Genomic DNA, 18,232 nt, shown 5'->3' with positions numbered 1-18,232 from the left:
AATCCTGGTGCGCCTGCCCTAGTGTCTTGCCGGCGCGAGTGGCACCGTTCCGAACGGAATCCGTGGACAACAGCGGAATCCCGGCGTGACGCGTCGGCGGGCCGGAACGTAGACCGGGGTGCACGGTGTTGTGGGTGGGCGGTGGACCGGGCGTCCTCGCCGCAACGGGATCGAGGGATGGCAGATCAACTCGACTGGGGACGCCTCCTCAACTCCCAGCGGCGCAAGGGTAAGGCCGCAGGCAGAGCCTACACGGCGCGGCTGGGCGAGGACCGGACCGAGCACGAGCGTGACCACGACCGTATCCTGTTCTCGACGCCGGTGCGGCGCCTCCAGGACAAGACCCAAGTCTTCCCCTTGGAACGCAACGACAGCGTCCGCACCCGGCTGACCCACAGCCACGAGGTGGCGAACATGGCGCGGAGCATGGGGACCACCCTCGCCTTCGTGCACGGCGGGGCACTGGGGTTCCCCGCGGAGGTCGAGCCCCTGCGCAACGTGCCCGCCCTCCTTGAGGCCATCGGGCTCGCCCACGACCTCGGCAATCCGCCATTCGGACATCAGGGTGAGACCGCGATCCAGACCTGGGTGAAGCGCCACTCCGCCCGGCGAAAGGATGACCCGACCTCGTTCGACATCTTCGACGCGCCGGACCTGAGCGAGCCGATGCGCCGTGATTTCCTGAAATTCGAGGGCAACGCACAGGCGTTCAGGCTGCTGACGCGATTGCAGATCCTGAACGACGACTTCGGCCTGAACATGACCTATGCCTTCCTGGCGGCCCTGATGAAGTACCCCGTGCCGTCGGACGCGGTCGACAAGACCTCCCAGGCAAGAAAGAAGTTCAACTTCTTCCAATCGGAGGCCGAGATCGCCGCCGAGGTCTGGGCCGAGACCGGCTTGCGGCAGGGCGTCCGCCATCCCCTGACCTTTGTGATGGAGGCTTGCGACGACATCGCGTACTCGGTGGTGGACGTCGAGGACGCGGCCAAGAAGAAGCTGATCAACTTCAACGTGCTGATGGCTTGGCTGCGTCACGACGCTTGCGACGACGAGTTGACGCTCGACGTCTGCGAGCGGGCCGAGCGCAGCCACGCCGAGTTCCGGGACGCGGGATTGTCGCCCGGTGAACTCGACGACATCTCGATGCAGATGTTCCGCGTCGACGCCATCGGGAAGATGGTGCGGGCCGCGGTCGGGGCGTTCGTGGCGAACCGGGATGCCATCATGGCCGGCGCGTTCGACAGGGAGCTGATGGCGGCCTCCGAGGCGGTCGTGCTGTGGACCTCGTTGAAGCGCTTCGCCAAGTTTCACGTCTACCGCCACCGCAGCGTCCTCGAAGTCGAGCTCGACGGGCACCGGACCGTCCACGAGCTCATGGACATGTTCTGGAAGGCCATCGTCGGGCGCAAGGATCCGGACGACCTGCGCTCCGACCGCGAGGCGTTGCCGGCCTACGTGTATTCCCGGATCTCGGAGAACTACCGGCGCGTCGCCGAGGCGCCCGGGAACGCGATGCCGTTGCGCTACCGCGAACTGCAGCTCGTCACCGACATGATCTCGGGTATGACCGACACGTTCGCGGTGTCCCTGCGCGACGACCTGAGGCGGCACCATGGCTGACCTTGGCTCCCCCGTCCGCGACGGCGCGGAGCTGTGCCGGCGGATGCAGGCCTTCCTCGCGGACGAGGCTCGCGGGGGCCCCGAGATCGCGGATCTGATCGGCCATCTCGGGCAGGTGGGCGAGGTTGCGATCTTCGGCGGCATGGCTCGGGACCTCGCCCGGGGCGGGGCTGCGGCCTTCGCGTCGGACGTGGACCTGGTCGTGCACGCGCCGCCGGCGCGCTTGGCGGAGCTGATGCGGGACGGCGCGGCCGTTCGGAACCGCTTCGGCGGCTACCGCATCGCCGGGCGCCGCCACACGTACGACGTGTGGGCCCTACCCTCCACTTGGGCGGTCCGGTCCGGCCACGTGCAGGCCGCCCATCTGGCCGACCTGGTGCACACCACCTTCTTCGACTGCGACGCCGTGGTTTACCTGTGCGGCTCCCGCCAGGTTCACCACGGGCCGCGTTTCACGGCCTGGCTGCGCGACGCGGTCGTCGACACCAACCTGGAAGAGAACCCGAACCCGCACGGGGTCGTGGTCCGCGCGTTACGGATCCTCCTCGAACATCAGCAGGCCGTCGGGCCTGGCCTGGAGAGGTATCTCCGCAGGATGGCCAAGGGGCATGCGGGGAGCCTCGACAGGAACCTCGCATCACGCCTGTCCAGCATCCTGGCAGACCTGCGCCCGCTATCCTCCGGCACGGGGCCACGGCCGCCGGCGCGGCACGCGGGCGCGCCGACCGGCCTTGCCCGGAGCGAGCAAGCACGACCGTGATAATGGGGCCCTGCGGCCCTCGCCACCGTGGCGGGTGAAGAGGAACCCGGCCGGGACGGGCGGGACCGGACGAACCGGTTTAGGAGCCCCGACCGTGCCCATCGTGCGCCGCCGGCGCCGAGGTGCCCCGGATCGTCCTGGTCCGGCCCGCGCGATCCCGGCTTCGAGGCCGGGGCGCCTCGCGAGTTGCCGGGCCTTGTCCACGGAACCGACCTTGCGCCGAGGCGGACGCCACCACCCCTGGCCACCGGGCCGAGGTCGGGCGTCAATCAACCCACGGCAGCGCGCGGCGGGCGGCAACGCATGGTGACTGCGTGCGAGCATGGCCGTGTGGCCAGGGCGCGCGCCGACCACGTCCCATCGGGGCGCGGGCGCGTTTCCCGGACCGGAATGCCCTTGGAGATGGCCGGTCGACGGGGTGCGGCGCCGCGACGAGGGGAAGGGGCGCGGGCCGGGCGGCACGCTCCCGGGTCCAGCTCGATCAAGGCCGTGGGTTGGGACGCTGCAGGGCGCCTGACGGATGCTTCCGGGGGTGTTCCTCGGCGGGCTCCTCCAGGTCGGCCAGGATCGGGCAATCCGGCCGGTGGTCGCCCGAACAGCAATCAACCAATGTCTGGAGCGTGGCGACCATCTGGCTCAGGTGGGCGATCCTCTCGCGAAGCTCGATCATGTGCGCCGTCGCGACCCGCTTGACGTCGGCGCTCCGCCTTGACCGGTCGCGCCACAGGTCGAGGAGCTCGTTGATCGCGGCCATGGAGAAGCCAAGGTCCCGGGCCCGCCGGACGAAGCGCAGCATGTGCACGTCCTCGGACGAGTAGTCCCGGTAGCCAGAATCCCTGCGGCCGGCCGGCGGGATCAGGCCGGTCTGCTCGTAGTAGCGGATCATCTTGGCCGAGACGCCGGAGGCCCTGGCTGCCTGACCGATGTTCATGGAGTTCCTCCCATCGCCGGCGCGCCGACCTGGCGGAGGCCGGCGCGCGGTATCGCCTCCTCCGGACGGAAGCCGCGCAGCCGCAGCGCGTTGCCGAGGACGAAGACGCTCGACAGGGCCATCGCGGCCGCGGCGAGGACCGGCGACATCAGGACGCCCCAGGCGGGGTATAGCGCCCCTGCTGCCACCGGGACCAGGGCCGTATTGTAGGCGAATGCCCAGAACAGGTTCTGCCGGATGTTGGCGATGGTCGCGCGCGACAGCGCGATGCCGGTCGCGACCCCGCCCAGGCTGCCCGACATCAGCACCACGTCGGCGGCCTCGATGGCGACGTCGGTGCCGGTGCCGACTGCCAAGCCGACATCCGCTTCCGCGAGTGCGGGCGCGTCGTTGATGCCATCGCCGATGAAGGCCAGCTTACCGTGCTCCGCCTTCAGCCTACGCACCGCCTCGACCTTGCCGGCGGGCGGCACCTCGGCGACCACCTCGTCGATGCCGAGCCGCCGCGCGACGGCCTCAGCCGTGCGGCGGTTGTCGCCCGTGATCATCGCGACCTTGAGCCCGAGGGCGCGCAGCGCGGCGACCGCGGCTGGGGTCGTGTCCTTCATGGGGTCGGCGACCGCGATGACCGCGGCCAAGCGCCCGCCGATGGCGGCGTAGAGCGGGGATTTGCCCTCGTCGCCCATCCGCGCCGCGGCCGCGGCGAAGGCCCCGACGTTCAGCCCGAGCTCACGCATGTAGCGGTCGGCGCCGATCTCCACCCGCTCGCCGTCGACCTCGGCCCTGGCGCCGAATCCGGCGACGGCTTCGAAGGCCTGGACCTCGGGTAGCGGAATGGCCTCGGCCTGCGCCGCCGCTACGATGGCCCGTGCGATCGGGTGCTCGGACCTGTCCTCGACGGCCGCGATCCGCCCCAGTACGTACGCACGGTCGAAGCCTGCGGTCACCTGCAGATCCGTCAGGGCGGGACGACCCTCGGTCAGCGTGCCGGTCTTGTCGACCGCGACGACCTTGGCATCCCTCAGGAGTTGGAGCGCCTCACCCTTGCGGAAGAGGATGCCCAGCTCGGCGGCCCGACCGGTGCCGACCATGATCGAGGTGGGTGTGGCGAGGCCCATGGCGCAGGGGCAGGCGACGATGAGAACGGCCACCGCATTGACGAGCGCGAAGGTCAGCGCCGGCGACGGCCCGAGCACGATCCAAGCGGCGAAAGTCAGCGCCGCCGCCGCCATCACGGCTGGCACGAACCACATGGTCACCTTGTCGACCAAGGCCTGGATCGGCAGCTTCGAGCCTTGAGCCTCCTCGACCATGCGGATGATCTGCGACAGCACGGTCGCCTCGCCGACCGCCGTCGCGCGACAGGTGAGCGCACCCTGCCTGTTGACGGTCCCGCCCACCAGCGTGCTGCCTCGGGTCTTCGCCACCGGGACCGGCTCGCCGGTGATCATCGATTCGTCGACGTAGCTCTCCCCGTCGGTCACGGCGGCGTCCACGGGGATGCGCTCGCCGGGGCGCACCTCGACGATGTCGCCGGCCACGACGTCTGACACCGGGATCTCGACCGAGGTGCCGCCGCGCCGGACCCGGGCGACCTTCGCCTGCAAGCCGGCCAGTCTCGTGATCGCCTCGGAGGTGCGTCCCTTGGCCCGGGCCTCCAAGAAGCGGCCGAGCAGGATCAAGGTGACGATGACGGCCGCCGCCTCGTAGTAGACGTTGACCGTCCCCGCGGGCAGCAAGGATGGCGCGAAGGTCGCGACGGCTGAGTAGGCGTAGGCCGCGAGCGTGCCCACCGCCACGAGCGAGTTCATGTCCGGCGCGAGGCGAACCAGCGCGGGGATGCCCTTCACGTAGAAGCGGATGCCGGGCACGGCGAGGACCAAGGTCGTCAGCGCAAACTGGACGTACCAGCTTTGCTGCATGCCGATGGTCCGCGCGACCATCGCGTGCATGCCGGGGATGAGGTGCGAACCCATCTCCAGGACGAAGATGGGCAGCGTCAGCACGGCGGCGATGGAGAGATCGCGCCCGAGGCCCGAACGCTCGGTCTCCCTGCGCCGCGCGGCCTCATCGTCGACGGAGGGGGACCCGCCGACCGGACGCGCGGTGTAGCCCGCGGCGGAGATGGCGGCGGCGAGTGCGTGCAGGTTGGCCGTGCCGCGCACGCTCGCCCGCTCGGTCGCGAGGTTCACCGTCGCCTCGGCGACACCCGGCACCGCCTTGAGCGCGCGCTCGACGCGTCCGACGCACGATGCGCAGGTCATGCCCTCGATGGAGAGCTCGACGGCTTGTGCAGGCACGGAATAGCCGGCGGCCTCGACGGCCTGCGCCAATCGCTCAGGATCGAGCGAACCACTGGCCCGGATATCTGCGCGTTCCGTAGCCAGGTTGACGCTGACGGCCTCGACGCCCTCGACCTTGCCTAGGGCCCGCTCGACACGGCCGACGCAGGACGCGCAGCTCATCCCCTCGACAGGCAGGCTGATTGTCGTTCCCGCGGCCTTCCTCGGCCTGGACTGAGCCTCCATCGGCCAACTCCTCAGGTGTCATGAACCGGACGCCGCCGGAAATGGGGCTTCCCATCGTTGGAAGGTCAAGGGTGGGATCTCGCGAAGGCGGGTTTCGCCCTTCCGGCGGCGCGCGGATGCGTCGTCCTCCATGCCTCGAAAGAGATCCGGTCCCTTTGCCGCCTTCCGTCGCGGAGATGGCGTGCGGCTGCCGCATGAGGCACGTCGCGTAGGCAGCGCGCGTGGCCGGCCCGCACGCCACGGCCGGAGCCGGAGGGCGCTGGCGGCGGACGTCGAACGCGGGAACCTGGCGGAAGCGAGACGGGGATGAACATGCCCGCACATCTTCGTGGCCGGCGCTCTTCCGTCGCCGGCAGGACGGCGGTCGAGCCCGGCAGGCGGCCGTCCGTGCGGACGTGATCGGCCGGTGCGGGCCAGGGACCGACGCCGAAACGGGGCCTGCGCCGGCGGCACGGCGGCGTCCCCCCCCCCCTGCTCCCGAGCCGGTTCAGCAGCCGGGCCGGTGCCGCTTTCCCGAGGCGGCTCAGGTGCATCCTGCCGCGTGGTCGGAGCCGCTCAGGCGGCTGACACGTCGGTGCTCACCGCCGGAATGCGGACCGGGCGCTGCGGCCCGCACCCGGCCGTCGACCGCGACGGACGACCCGGGAGCGTCGTCGGTCGTGAACGCCGGAGGCCCCCGGGTCGCCGTCATGTTCGGTCGGGATATTCATTTTCATCCACAAGCAGCAGCGCCGCGTCGACGACGTCGCGGAAGGCCTGCGAGCGTTCGCAGGCCGCGAGGAGGCGCCGCGTCCATGCCTCCGACGGGAGGGCGGCGCCCTTGTGCCGGCCGCCGAGGTAGGATCGTATCGCTGCCTCCAGCTCCGGGCGGGGGGTATGTCGACCGCGCAAGAGTTTTGAAATGTTGGCTTGGCTGGAGCCCAGCGTGCGGGCGAGCGCGTCCTGGCTCAGGCCGTCCTCGCGGCGGGCTCGTTCCAGCGCCGCCGCGATGGTGGCGCGCTCTCCGTCGCCGGATCCTGCCTTGCGTCCTCTCATGGTTTGAATGAAAATGAATATCCGGGGACGGCGTCAAGGGGAATCGCGACTATGCTGCTCGAAGCGGACGGCCGCCCGAAGGCTGCACGGCGTACGCTGCCCGATCCGGATGCCGAGGTCGTGCCCGGGGTCCGCTGGGGTCGGCCCGAGTGGGTGCCGAGTGCCGCGTTCTGGGCGGACATGGTCAGCCGCGCCAGCGAGCAGTCCGACGGGTTCGTCAACCGCGACGGCTCCCTGCAGGAGGAGGTCGGGTTCTGCCTGCTCGGCGGCTACGGCATCACGGCTGAGGTCAACCATGCCGTTCACGACCGGTTGGTGGAGGCCGGCGTGTTCGTGCCGGGACGCCGCCCGGCCGAGGCGGATATCGAAGCTCTCCTGCTGCAGCCGGTCCTGCTCGGCGGCCGCCCGGTCCGCTACCGCTTCCCGCACCAGCGGGCCCGACGGCTCGCGGTCGCGTTGGGGATGATCGAGGATGAGCCGCCCCCGACCGACGACGCCCTGGGGTTCCGCCGCCACCTCATGCGGATCCCGGGCATCGGGCCGAAGACCGCATCCTGGATCACCCGCAACTGGCTGGGCAGCGACGAGGTCGCGATCCTGGATATTCACATCATCCGGGCCGGTCTCCTGATCGGCCTCTTCGACCGCTCGATGCGGGTGCCGCGCGACTACGAGGCGCTGGAGCGGCGCTTCCTGGAGTTCTGTGGGGCGCTCGGCGCCAGGCCGTCCCTGCTCGACGCGGTGATGTGGCGGGCGATGAGGAATATCGGCCGGGGTCCCGTTTGACGGCGGCCGGCGAAAGAGGCCACTATCGTCTAGGTTTGCGTCCAGGGATCGCGATGTCAGGCGGTAGCAAGTCCAGCACACGCAGGGGCCCGCGTCTGGGGCCAGGTACGCCGTCACCGGTGTCGCCCCGGGGGCAGGAGGGCCAGGGCGGCGTCGAAGGGCTCGGCGGGAGCGCGGACCCATGCAACCTGCGCTACGACACCGACCTGACGGGCGTCCGGACCCCTGCGGTGGCGACGGTCCGCGAGCGGGACGTCCTGGACGTGACCCTGCACCGGGAGGATCCCTTCGAGACGGCCGTGTGCCGCACGCGGCCCGCGGCCGACATCGTCGGCTCGCTCGCGGGCATGGAGGGCTTGGACCAACTCCTCGGCTGCCTGCGGGCCGGGCATCGGTACGAGGCCCGGGTCATCGAGGTCGACCGCACCCGCTGTCGCGTCCTGGTCGAGCGGGTGGCGCGTTGATCGTCGCCGGCGGCTGCTACCTGGAAGTCTGTGCCGTCCCGCGCTGGAGGCGCCTCTTCGGCTCCGGAGGGCGGGCCGCCGCATCGGTCGGCCGGCTGTCGCCCGGGACCGAACTCCATACCTATGCCCACCGGGGGTGGGTCTCGGACGTCCGAAGCTCGATGCACGCGTTCGGCGTGGGCGCGACCGTCCAACCGATCGACGAGAGGATCTCGTTCTCCTACTTCCATCCCCTCTCGCCCGCGCTGCTCGAACCGGCCGTGCCCGCTGCGCAACCTGCCCTCACCGTGTCCGGCGACGTGGTGCTGCGGTTCGGCTTCGTGGAAGGCGACGCCGTCGTTTCGGCGCGGCGCGCCGTCCACGATCCGCAGACCGGCCATGCGGCGAGCCCCTTCCGCGCCAACGGGTCCCGGGCCGAGCGCCTCGCCGTCGTGCTGAACCAGGGCGAGGCGGAGGCCGCGACCGGCGCGGCGGGCGACGACGTGGGCGCCGCGCTGCTCGCCGCGCACGACGCCGAGGTCGTCGTGGTCAAGCGCGGGTGCGAGGGCGCGCGAGTGTTCCGGGCCGGAGGCGTGCCGGCCGACATCCCGGCCTACCGCTCCGAGCGCGTGTTCAAGATCGGGTCCGGCGACGTGTTCAGCGCGGCCTTCGCGCACCATTGGGGCGAGCGCGGGCTGGGCGCCGTCGACGCCGCGGACCTGGCCTCGCGCAGCGTCGCACACTTCGTCGACTACCACGCGCTGCCCCTGCCCCCCGCTGCCGAACTCGCGTCCCAGCCCGCCCTCCCCGCTGGCCGACGTCCCGGCCTGATCTACCTGGCAGGACCCTTCTTCGACCTCGCGCAACGTTGGCTCGTCGAGGAGGCGCTCGAACGGCTCCAGGCACTGGGCGCGCCGGTGTTCTCTCCCCTGCACGACGTCGGTACGGGCCGTCCGGCCCAGGAAACCGCGGCCGCCGATCTCGAAGGCCTGGACCGCTGTGCCGCGCTGCTCGCGCTGCTCGACGGCGCCGATCCGGGCACCCTGTTCGAGGTCGGCTACGCGCGCGCTCGCGGCAAGCCCGTCGTCGTCCTTGCCGAGCGGCTCGACGACCCGAACCTGACGATGCTCGTCGGCACCGGCTGCCGGGTCGCTCGCGACCTGACATCCGCGCTCTACCAGGCGGCCTGGGCCGCCATGGAATGAGGGCGCTCCTGCTCTCGGGGGGCCTCGACTCGGCGGCCATCGCCGCCTGGCAGAGGCCGGACGTCTGCCTCACGGTCGATTACGGACAGAGGCCGGCCGAGGGCGAGATCGCCGCGGCGGCCTCGGTCGCGCGCGAGCTGGGGCTTCGCCACGAGGTCGCGCGGGTCGACCTGTCGGCCCTTGGACTCGGCCCGCTCGCGGGGCGTGCGGCCTCGGATCTGGCGCGCGCGCCCGAGTGGTGGCCTTACCGCAACCAGATGCTGGTGACGCTCGCCGGCATGCGGTTCGTGGCCGAGGGACTGACCGAGATCATGCTCGGGGCGATCCGGACGGACGTCCATGCCGACGGTCGCGCCCCCTTCCTGCGGACCGTCGACCGGCTGATGCACCTTCAGGAGGGAGGCGTCCGGGTCACGGCCCCGGCGCGCCACCTCTCGGCCCTGGAGCTTGTCAGGCGGTCGGGGATCCCCCGTTCACTCCTGGGCGCCACCTTCTCCTGCCATGTCATGGAATACGCCTGCGGTCGGTGCCGTGGCTGCGTGAAGCACCAGGAAACGCTGGCGCGCATCGATGGCGGCCCGGCCCGCGCCGACACCCCGGCCCAGGCGTCCGCGACGACGGGAGGTTGAGGCATGTCGGGAGGCCCCCCGGGCCGGCGAGGCCGGGCACCGCGGCGATTGCAACGATCCGGCGACGGTTGCGACCTCCACCTCACCGTCGACTTGGTAGGGGTGCGTCGTGAGGCGGCGGACCGGGTACGCGCGGGCGACGGTCTGGGGGTCGATCTAGTCCACGAGGGGGGCGCGGTCGGTGCGGTCTGCCGGAACGACGAGGGCGCCGTGGTCGGCGCGCTCGCCGCCTTCCCGGGTCTGACGCGGCTTCTCGACTGCCTCGCGCGGGAGGTGTCCTTCGTCGCCCACGTCGAGGAGGTCTCATCGACGCGGTGCGTGGTGACGGTATCGAGGATCGACCCATGATCATCGTGGGCGGCAGTTACCGGGAGGTCTGCGCCTACCCGGAATGGGACCGGATCTATGGCTCCGGTGGCCGGGCCGCCGTGGCCGTGAGCGGGCTCTCGCCCGGCTCCGTGCTGCACACCTACGCCTACTCGGGTTGGGCGGCGGACGTACGCGCGACCATGGCCTCGTTCGGGGTCCGTGCCGAAGTTGTCGAGATCGCGGAGGAACTCGTCTTCGAGTACTACCATCCCCTGAGCAAGGAGTTGGTGCCCCTGGCTTCGGCCGGTCTGCCTCGCATCGCGGTCTCCGGGGACGTCGTGTTGAGCTTCGGGATGCTGGAGGGGCCGGCCACGGTCGTGGCCGGCCGAGCGGTCCACGACCCGCAGTCGGACAGTCGCGAGGCGGCCTTCTCGGCGTCGGGATCGCGGGCGGGCGAACTGACATACGTGGTGAGGGATTATATGCTCTCCGCGGCGGACCCGTCGCAGGAGGCGATGGACGCGGCGACGCGCATCATGGCCGACGAGGGCGCCGCGGTCGTCGTCGCCCGCCACGCCATCGGCGGCGCCAGCGTCTATGTCGGTGACACGAAGCCGCGGCTGGTTCCGGCCTACATCTCGGACACCTGGTTCAAGATCGGCTCCGGCGACGTGTTCTGCGCCGCCTTCGCGCACTACTGGGGGGAGCGCCGGCTCGACCCCGTCGAGGCCGCCGACCTGGCGTCGCGCAGCGTCGCCCATTTCAACGACGGTCATCGCCTGCCTCTCCCGGCGCCGCATGCCCTGAGGGATCTCGTGCCGCAGCCGGACGCGACGCGGGGGGGACGGGTCTTTCTTTCGGGACCGGCGGCGACGCTGCCCCAACGCTGGCTCCTCGACCAGGCACGTTGGTGGTTGACGGGACTCGGGAGTGAGGTGTTCTCGCCGTTCCATGAGTACGGCGAGCGGCTTGCCGTGAGCGCCGGTCCCGCGCTCGCCGGGCTCAGGGACTGCACGGCCGTCCTCGCGCTCGCGGATGGCGGCGATCCAGGAACGAGCGCCGTCATCGGGCACGCCCGGGCCGTCGGGGTTCCCGTGGTCGTCCTGGCGGAGGCGGTGGCTGCGACGGACCTCGCGATGCATGCGGGCATGTCGTGCGAGATCGCCCGCGACTTCACTTCGGCCCTGTACCGCGCGCACCTGGCCGGAATGCGCTGACCCGACCGGACACCGTTGATGAGACCTCCGACCCGACCACCTCCCAAGCCGATCCGGGGCGTCTCGGCGGAGCCGGTCCAGCCGCATGGCCCGGCTTCGGCCGTGGACACCGTGGAGCGTCTCAAGTCGGCGCAGGAGACCTGGCAGGCGTTCCAGGATTATCTGGACCGCCGGATGCACTCGCGCTGGGTCTTTCGGGGCTGCGCGTCCCGCGAGTTCCTATGCGTGCCGAGTGCGGGTCGTGCGCCGAACCACGACCCGCTGTTCGAGGAGCACCTGTTCCGCGCCTTCAAGCGCGAGGCACGCTTGCACGTCTCGCTGCCGGGGGCGACGGATTGGGACTGGTTGGCCCTGGGGCAGCATTTCGGGCTGCCGACGCGCCTCCTGGACTGGACGACCAACCCGCTCGTCGCGTGCTTCTTCGCTGTCTCCAGCGACCCCCTGGACGCCGATGCCGTGATCTACGCCTACCCGGTCGACGACACGCTCGTCATCAATCCGGAGGAGGGGCCGGGCCCGTTCGAGATCGACCGCGTGGGCTTCCTGCTTCCGACCACGACGGCCCCGAGGATCGCGAGCCAGCGCGGGTTGTTCTCCGTCCATCCCAGGCCCAGCGAACCGTGGATGCCGAGCGGACTGGCTGAAAACAGCTTCGTCATACCGCGAGCAGTCCGGTCGCGCTTCCAGCGCAAGCTCTTCAGCCTCGGCATCGATGCGGCCCATATCTGGGCTAGCCTTGAGGGCGTGTGCCTCTCGCTGAGCTGGCAGTATCGGCAGCGTCTCGGCATTGGCGCCGCCGTATTCTGAGGAGGTTGCATGCCGGGCCCTGACGCAGCGAACACGGATGCGGCTGTCCTCCAGGCCGTCGCGACGGCCGTGCGGGAGATCGACCTGAGCGGGACCGAAGCCTGGGCTGACCTGGACGCCCTGTCGTCGAACACGCACGTCGACTCCGTCGAGGTCTTCGCCGACGAGATCAAGGTGCGTGGCGGCAGCTTCGAGGGACCGATCAACGTCCATTGCACCCTGAATTACGGGAGCGTCGCAGACGGCCTTACGGTATCGGAGACCTTTCCAGGCCGGTTCGAGGGCAGCCTCTCCCCCGCGGGACCGGTCATCCTGCGACTGAAGGTGGACACGAGCAGCTTCTACGCCTGAAACGGCCGCGGAAACCGCGGAGCATATCGATGACGACGGCGCGGAAGGATGGACACCACGCCCACGTCAGGCACGACGCTGACACGGACTTCTGACCGAAGACGGGACGTTTGTGCCTGACCTTGATTGCGGTCGTGTGTTCTTTGAACCTGACGAGGCCTTCGGATCATCAACGAGAAGGCGGACGGGCGCGACCTGCCGTTCAAGAGCGAGCCCGGGTCGTTACGAAATGCCCGGCGATGGTTGAAGCCGAGGGCCTGGGTCCCGGACGGCGTACCTGCCGCTGGGTGTAGTCGGCGGGGCGCCACGCACCCGGGGCTGGTGGCGCGGCCGCGCCGATATACGCCAAGCCTTGCTGCTCCCCACTCTCGTAAAGGCCGGATAATCTCTCCCCAAGGACTTCCGACTGCACGGTGTGCTCCCGAGCCCGGCGAGGTCTGAGGGGGACGCCGGCCTTGACGCAGCGAGTAGGCACCTTGCGCCAATTTCCTGCTAGCGAGCGCTACGGATGGCGAGCGCTCTTCTCGGCCTCGGTCTCGAACGCCAGCTGCCTGTTGACCACACCACGATGTCCGGAAGAACACCTAATCGCTTTCATAGGTCAGCCCATTCGCTTTGAAAGGCAGCCTAATCGCTTTCCCCCAGACTCCCCCGGCCTCACACGTCGAGATTGGCGACGGTGAGGGCGTTGTCCTGGATGAACTCGCGCCTCGGCTCGACCACGTCGCCCATGAGCTTGACGAAGAGGTCGTCGGCGTCGGTCGTGTCCTTGACCTTGACCTGGAGCAGCGAGCGCGAGTCCCGGTCGAGGGTGGTCTCGTAGAGCTGGTGCGGGTTCATCTCGCCCAGGCCCTTGTAGCGCTGGAGCTGGAGGCCCTTGCGCCCGAAGGCCATCACCGTCTCGAACAGGCCGACGGGCCCGTGAAGCTCGCTGGAATCGGTCTTGCGCACCAGGGTCGCGGGCTCGCCATAGACCTCGCGCAGGTTGTCCGAGAAGCCCGCGAGGCGGCGCGCCTCCTGCGAGGCCACCAGCCCGGCATCGAGGCTCGCCACCTGGCGGACGCCGCGCAGGGTCCGGCTCAGCCGGTAGCCGCCCTCGAAGGCCTCGCCCGTCCAGCCGCGCTCGATCTCGTCGGCGATGGCGTCGAGGCGCCGGGCCGTCATGTCGGCGAGCACCTCCGCCTCGGCCGGGTTCTCGGAGGCGTCGGGGCGGAAGGCGCCGGCGATCACCGCCTGCTCCACCACCGCGCGGTCGTAGCGGGTGTGCAGCGCCCCGAGGGTGGCGCGGAAGGCGCGCGCCTCCTCCACCAGGGTCCGCAGCTGCTCGCCGCCGAACTCGACGCCCGAGGCGAGGCGCAGAACGGCGCCCTCGATGCCCTGGTCGACGAGGTAATCTTCCAGCGCCCGCTCGTCCTTGAGATAGAGCACCTTGCGGCCGCGCTCGGCTTTGTAGAGCGGCGGCTGGGCGATGTAGAGATGCCCGCGCTCGATCAGCTCCGGCATCTGCCGGAAGAAGAAGGTCAGCAGCAGCGTGCGGATATGGGAGCCGTCGACATCCGCGTCGGTCATGATGATGATGCGGTGATAGCGCAGCTTCTCCGGGTTGAAGCCCTCGCGGTCCGTCGATGAGCGGCCGATGCCGGCGCCGAGCGCGGTGATGAGCGTGCCGATCTCGGCCGAGGACAGCATGCGGTCGGCGCGCACCCGCTCGACGTTGAGGATCTTTCCGCGCAACGGCAGGACGGCCTGGAAGGTCCTGTCCCGGCCCTGCTTGGCCGAGCCGCCGGCGGAATCGCCCTCCACCAGCAGGATCTCGCATTTCGTCGGGTCGCGCTCCTGGCAGTCGGCGAGCTTGCCGGGCAGCGAGGCGATGTCGAGGGCGCCCTTCCGGGTGACGGTCTCGCGGGCCTTGCGGGCAGCCTCGCGGGCGGCCGCCGCCAGCACCACCTTGGCCATCACCGAGCGGGCCTGGGCCGGGTTCTCCTCCAGCCAGGTCGAGAGCCCGGCGTTGAGGACGTTCTCCACCGCCGGGCGGACCTCCGAGGAGACGAGCTTGTCCTTGGTCTGCGAGGAGAATTTCGGGTCCGGCACCTGCACGGAGATGACGGCGGTCAAGCCCTCGCGGCAATCCTCGCCGGTGAGCGTGACCTTCTCCTTCTTGGCGATGCCGGAACTCTCCGCGTAGCCGGTGATCTGGCGGGTGAGCGCGGCGCGGAAGCCCGCCATGTGGGTGCCGCCGTCGCGCTGCGGGATGTTGTTGGTGAAGGGCAGCACCGTCTCGTTGTACGAGTCGTTCCACCAGAACGCGCATTCGACGCGGATATCGTCACGCTCGGCCCGCACGACCACGGGCTTCGTCATGCCCTCGATGGGTTTGCGCGAGCGGTCGAGATAGCGCACGAACGCCTCGATGCCGCCCTCGTAGCAGAGCTCCTCGCGCTTGTGCTCGGCATGGCGCGCGTCGGTGAGCACGATGCGCACGCCGGAGTTGAGGAAGGCGAGCTCGCGCAGGCGCTTCTCGAGGGTCGGATAGTCGAACTCCGTCATCGAGAAGGTCTCGGTGGAGGGCGTGAAGGTCACCTCCGTGCCGCGCCGGCCGTTGCCGGGCCCGACGATCTCGAGGGGGGCCACCGCGTCGCCATGGCGGAACTCCATGGCGTGCTCCCTGTCGTTCCTCCAGATCCTCAGCTTGAGGCTGATCGAGAGGGCGTTGACCACGGACACGCCGACGCCGTGCAGGCCGCCGGAGACCTTGTAGGAATTCTGGTCGAACTTACCGCCGGCATGGAGCTGGGTCATGATGACCTCGGCCGCCGAGACGCCCTCCTCCTTGTGGATGTCCACCGGGATGCCGCGCCCGTTGTCGGTAACGGTGACGGAGCCGTCGGCGTTCAGCGTCACGGTGACGAGGTCGGCATGGCCCGCCAGCGCCTCGTCGATGGCGTTGTCCACCACCTCATAGACCATGTGGTGCAGGCCCGAGCCGTCGTCTGTGTCGCCGATATACATGCCGGGGCGCTTGCGCACGGCGTCGAGCCCCTTGAGGACACGGATCGATTCCGCGCCGTAGTCGTTGGCGGGCTCACTCTGCGGACTGTCGGACATGGATTTCCTCAGGCAGGCGCTTTCGGCTCGAAGCCTGTCGCGGACCCCGCTCCGGGGCCGCGCGCCTGCGATTCGTCTGAAGCGCCCAACATAGGCGCTGCGCGTTGAAATTGCATCGATTCCGGGCCTCCGGGAGTCCCGAAACCACCCGCCGCCGATCCGGTTTGCCGCATCCCTCGGCCCGGTGCAAATCTCGACCGTTCGGGCCGGTCCTCGGCCTTCAGGTCAGCCTTGCAGGAAGGGGTTCGTCAGGCGCTCCTCGCCCAGCGTCCCGGTGGGGCCGTGGCCGGGGATGAAGGCGACGTCGTCCCCGAGCGGCAGCACCTTCTCGCGGATGGCGCGGATGAGCTGCTCGTGGTTGCCGCCGGGCAGGTCGGTGCGCCCGACCGAGCCCTTGAACACCACGTCGCCGACCAGCGCGAAGCGCGCGTCCCGGCTCACGAACACGACGCTGCCGGGGGAGTGGCCGGGGGCGTGCAGGATGTCGAAGGCGAGGCCGCCGACGCTCACGGCGTCGCCCTCGTCGAGCCAGCGGTCGGGGGTCACGGCGCGGGCCTCGGGCAGGCCGTAGCCGGCGCCGGTCTCGGGCAGGCTGTCGAGGAGGAAGCGGTCGGCCTCGTGCGGGCCCTCGATGGGAACCCCGCCGAGGCGTTCCTTCAGCTCGGCCGCGCCGCCGGCATGGTCGATATGGCCGTGGGTGAGCAGGATCTTCTCGACCGTGATGCCCTGGTCGCGGATCGCCGCCTCGATCCGGTCGAGGTCGCCCCCCGGATCGACCACGGCGCCGAGCTTGGTGGCGTCGTCCCAGATCAGGGTGCAGTTCTGCTGGAAGGGCGTGACGGGAATGATTCCGGCGCGGGGCGTTCCTGGCATCGGGCGTCCGTGAGTGGCGCCGCCGAAGGGGCGGCCGCCGGAGTTCTAGCGCGGAGCGGGCGGCGGCGACAGCGCCTTCAGCGCTGCGATTCCGTGACCATCCGCAGGGCGAGCGCGCCGAGCACGAAGCCCATCAGCCAGCGCTGCACCACCACCCAGACCGGGCGCCCGGCGAGGAAGCGCGAGATCGCCCCCGCGCCCAGCACGATCAGGCCGTTGATGCTGACGCTGACGACGATCTGGGTCGAGCCGAGCACGACGGACTGGGCAAGCACGCTGCCGTGGTCCGGCGCCACGAATTGCGGCAGCAGCGAGAGGTAGAGCACCGCGACCTTCGGGTTGAGCAGGCTGGTGAGCAGCCCCATGGCGAAGAGCTTGCGCGGGCCGTCCGGCCTCAGCGCCCGCACCTCGAAGGGCGCCCTGCCCCCCGGACGGACCGCCTGCCAGGCCATGTGGGCGAGGTAGAGCCCGCCCGCGATGCGCAGCGCGTCGTAGGCATAGGGCACCGCGAGCACGATGGCCGTGATGCCGAGCGCCGCGCACAGCATGTAGAGGGTGAAGCCGAGCGCCACGCCGCAGAGCGAGATCAACCCGGCGCCGCGCCCCTGCGAGAGGCTGCGCGAGATCAGGTAGATCATGTTCGGCCCCGGCGTCAGCACCATGCCGAGGCAGATCAGGGCGAAGGCGGCGAGCGTGCCGGGATCGGGCATCGGAAGGGTCCTTCGGGGCGGCCCGCACGGGCCGCGTGGCCCGGCGTTACATCGCCTCGGCGCGCCGGATACAAGGTACGGTCGCCGCCGATTTCTCCGGACAGCCGCGCGGCGGTCCGGCTCTCCGGGACGGTCCTCGCTGGCCGGAGCGTCGAAATCTTAAGGGATCGTCTCGTAAGACGCGGCCCGCCGGCCGCGCCCCTCGAGGCGCCGTCCGGCCGGACCGGCAACGATGGGGGAGTGTGGCATGGCGCGGTCGAACCGGGTTCTCGTCGCGGTCGCGCTCGCCGTCGGTCTCGCGGGCCCGTCGGGAGGCATGGCCGCCGACGATGTCGGATCGGCCGCCGCCCGTGCCGCCGCCGCCGCGAGGCGGGAAGCGCCGGCCCCCGCCACTCCCGCTCCTGCCACTCCCGCCCCAACCCCTGCCCCTGCCGCCGCGAGCGCCACGGTCGCCGACCTCGAGAACCTGGAGCGGGCGGTCGAGGCGATGAAGGCGCGCATGCCCTTCACCCAGCGCAACGTGATGTTCGTCTCCGCCAAGGCCGAGAGCTTTCGCGATGCCGCCAAGCGTCCCTCCGGCGTCTTCGCGAAGGGCGAGACGCTGCGCAGCTATGCCGAGCCGCTGGGCTACACCCTGAGCCCCACGGCGGACGGCGGCTTCAAGCTGGCGATGACGATGGATTTCGCCATCAAGACGGCCGGAGGCCAGGTCATCGCCAGCCAGAAGGCCTTCGACAAGGTGGACCTCTCCTATCCCGACCGCACCAAGCCGCTGTTCCTGAATCTCAGCCTCAACATCAACGGCATCGAGCCGGGCGACTACGTCCTCGTCTACACCCTGCACGACGACAACGGCGGCAAGGACACCAGCTTCGAGCAGCCGTTCTCGATCAAGGGCTGAGGCGCCCCCTCCTTAAAAC

General features: G+C 70.3%; 17 protein-coding genes. 11 read left to right on the top strand and 6 right to left on the bottom strand.

What is annotated here, in order from left to right; all coding sequences use genetic code 11:
* The first annotated feature begins 141 nt into the window (after nucleotides 1–141).
* Nucleotides 142–1,623, top strand: coding sequence for a dGTP triphosphohydrolase (dgt, locus tag ACP56T_RS19220; protein WP_430913782.1), 1,482 nt, complete (start codon nucleotides 142–144; stop codon nucleotides 1,621–1,623).
* On the top strand, nucleotides 1,616–2,383 hold the full coding sequence (locus ACP56T_RS19215; RefSeq protein ID WP_430913781.1) for a nucleotidyltransferase family protein: 768 nt from the start codon (nucleotides 1,616–1,618) through the stop codon (nucleotides 2,381–2,383). The genes dgt and ACP56T_RS19215 overlap by 8 nt, the downstream gene beginning before the upstream one ends.
* Before the next feature lie 481 nt (nucleotides 2,384–2,864).
* Here the strand turns inward: ACP56T_RS19215 and cueR are convergent, their stop codons facing one another.
* The 3 genes from cueR to ACP56T_RS19200 all read right to left on the bottom strand — a co-directional run bounded on the left by cueR (nucleotide 2,865) and on the right by ACP56T_RS19200 (nucleotide 6,877).
* Nucleotides 2,865–3,314, bottom strand: a complete 450-nt coding sequence (gene cueR / locus ACP56T_RS19210) for a Cu(I)-responsive transcriptional regulator (RefSeq protein WP_144766831.1) — start codon at nucleotides 3,312–3,314, stop codon at nucleotides 2,865–2,867.
* The gene (locus ACP56T_RS19205; RefSeq protein ID WP_430913780.1) at nucleotides 3,311–5,842 is read right to left on the bottom strand and encodes a heavy metal translocating P-type ATPase; all 2,532 of its coding nucleotides are present in this window, start codon (nucleotides 5,840–5,842) and stop codon (nucleotides 3,311–3,313) included. The genes cueR and ACP56T_RS19205 overlap by 4 nt, the downstream gene beginning before the upstream one ends.
* A 687-nt stretch (nucleotides 5,843–6,529) precedes the next feature.
* Nucleotides 6,530–6,877, bottom strand: a complete 348-nt coding sequence (locus ACP56T_RS19200; protein WP_430913779.1) for a helix-turn-helix domain-containing protein — start codon at nucleotides 6,875–6,877, stop codon at nucleotides 6,530–6,532.
* A 51-nt stretch (nucleotides 6,878–6,928) separates the two neighbouring features.
* On the opposite strand from ACP56T_RS19200, the gene ACP56T_RS19195 reads away from it, so the two are divergent.
* From ACP56T_RS19195 to ACP56T_RS19160, 8 genes are all read left to right on the top strand, one after another.
* Entirely contained in the window at nucleotides 6,929–7,663 is a 735-nt protein-coding gene (locus tag ACP56T_RS19195; protein WP_430913778.1) for an 8-oxoguanine DNA glycosylase, read from the top strand.
* 119 nt (nucleotides 7,664–7,782) lie between these two features.
* Nucleotides 7,783–8,127, top strand: coding sequence for a hypothetical protein (locus ACP56T_RS19190; RefSeq protein WP_430913777.1), 345 nt, complete (start codon nucleotides 7,783–7,785; stop codon nucleotides 8,125–8,127).
* Entirely contained in the window at nucleotides 8,124–9,311 is a 1,188-nt protein-coding gene (locus tag ACP56T_RS19185) for a nucleoside 2-deoxyribosyltransferase (RefSeq protein WP_430913776.1), read from the top strand. The genes ACP56T_RS19190 and ACP56T_RS19185 overlap by 4 nt, the downstream gene beginning before the upstream one ends.
* On the top strand, nucleotides 9,308–9,940 hold the full coding sequence (locus ACP56T_RS19180) for a 7-cyano-7-deazaguanine synthase (RefSeq protein ID WP_430913775.1): 633 nt from the start codon (nucleotides 9,308–9,310) through the stop codon (nucleotides 9,938–9,940). The genes ACP56T_RS19185 and ACP56T_RS19180 overlap by 4 nt, the downstream gene beginning before the upstream one ends.
* A gap of 48 nt (nucleotides 9,941–9,988) precedes the next feature.
* Nucleotides 9,989–10,288: a hypothetical protein gene (locus tag ACP56T_RS19175; RefSeq protein WP_430913774.1), complete on the top strand. Its 300-nt coding sequence runs from the start codon at nucleotides 9,989–9,991 to the stop codon at nucleotides 10,286–10,288.
* The gene (locus ACP56T_RS19170) at nucleotides 10,285–11,466 is read left to right on the top strand and encodes a hypothetical protein (RefSeq protein WP_430913773.1); all 1,182 of its coding nucleotides are present in this window, start codon (nucleotides 10,285–10,287) and stop codon (nucleotides 11,464–11,466) included. Before ACP56T_RS19175 ends, ACP56T_RS19170 begins: the two co-directional genes overlap by 4 nt.
* 18 nt (nucleotides 11,467–11,484) lie before the next feature.
* Nucleotides 11,485–12,273 (top strand): FRG domain-containing protein, encoded by a 789-nt coding sequence (locus tag ACP56T_RS19165; protein ID WP_430913772.1) that lies wholly within the window; start codon nucleotides 11,485–11,487, stop codon nucleotides 12,271–12,273.
* A gap of 9 nt (nucleotides 12,274–12,282) precedes the next feature.
* Nucleotides 12,283–12,624 (top strand): pPIWI-associating nuclease domain-containing protein, encoded by a 342-nt coding sequence (locus tag ACP56T_RS19160; RefSeq protein ID WP_066924823.1) that lies wholly within the window; start codon nucleotides 12,283–12,285, stop codon nucleotides 12,622–12,624.
* Between the two features lie 657 nt (nucleotides 12,625–13,281).
* Here the strand turns inward: ACP56T_RS19160 and gyrB are convergent.
* The 3 genes from gyrB to ACP56T_RS19145 form a co-directional block, all read right to left on the bottom strand.
* Nucleotides 13,282–15,729 carry a DNA topoisomerase (ATP-hydrolyzing) subunit B gene (gyrB, locus tag ACP56T_RS19155; protein ID WP_430913771.1) on the bottom strand — a complete coding sequence of 816 codons (2,448 nt, stop codon included), beginning with the start codon at nucleotides 15,727–15,729 and terminating at the stop codon, nucleotides 13,282–13,284.
* Between the two features lie 225 nt (nucleotides 15,730–15,954).
* Nucleotides 15,955–16,602 carry an MBL fold metallo-hydrolase gene (locus ACP56T_RS19150; protein WP_430913770.1) on the bottom strand — a complete coding sequence of 216 codons (648 nt, stop codon included), beginning with the start codon at nucleotides 16,600–16,602 and terminating at the stop codon, nucleotides 15,955–15,957.
* Nucleotides 16,603–16,679: 77 nt separating this feature from the next.
* Nucleotides 16,680–17,312, bottom strand: coding sequence for a LysE family translocator (locus tag ACP56T_RS19145; protein ID WP_430913768.1), 633 nt, complete (start codon nucleotides 17,310–17,312; stop codon nucleotides 16,680–16,682).
* Nucleotides 17,313–17,559: 247 nt separating this feature from the next.
* Here ACP56T_RS19145 and ACP56T_RS19140 point away from each other — a divergent pair, with 247 nt between their 5' ends.
* Entirely contained in the window at nucleotides 17,560–18,213 is a 654-nt protein-coding gene (locus ACP56T_RS19140) for a hypothetical protein (protein ID WP_430913767.1), read from the top strand.
* Nucleotides 18,214–18,232: the final 19 nt, after the last annotated feature.

Source organism: Methylobacterium endophyticum (genome assembly GCF_050591105.1).
Classification (GTDB): Bacteria; Pseudomonadota; Alphaproteobacteria; order Rhizobiales; family Beijerinckiaceae; genus Methylobacterium.
The sequence above is the reverse complement of the archived record's forward strand: the minus strand, read 5'-3'. Positions and strand labels throughout refer to the sequence as shown.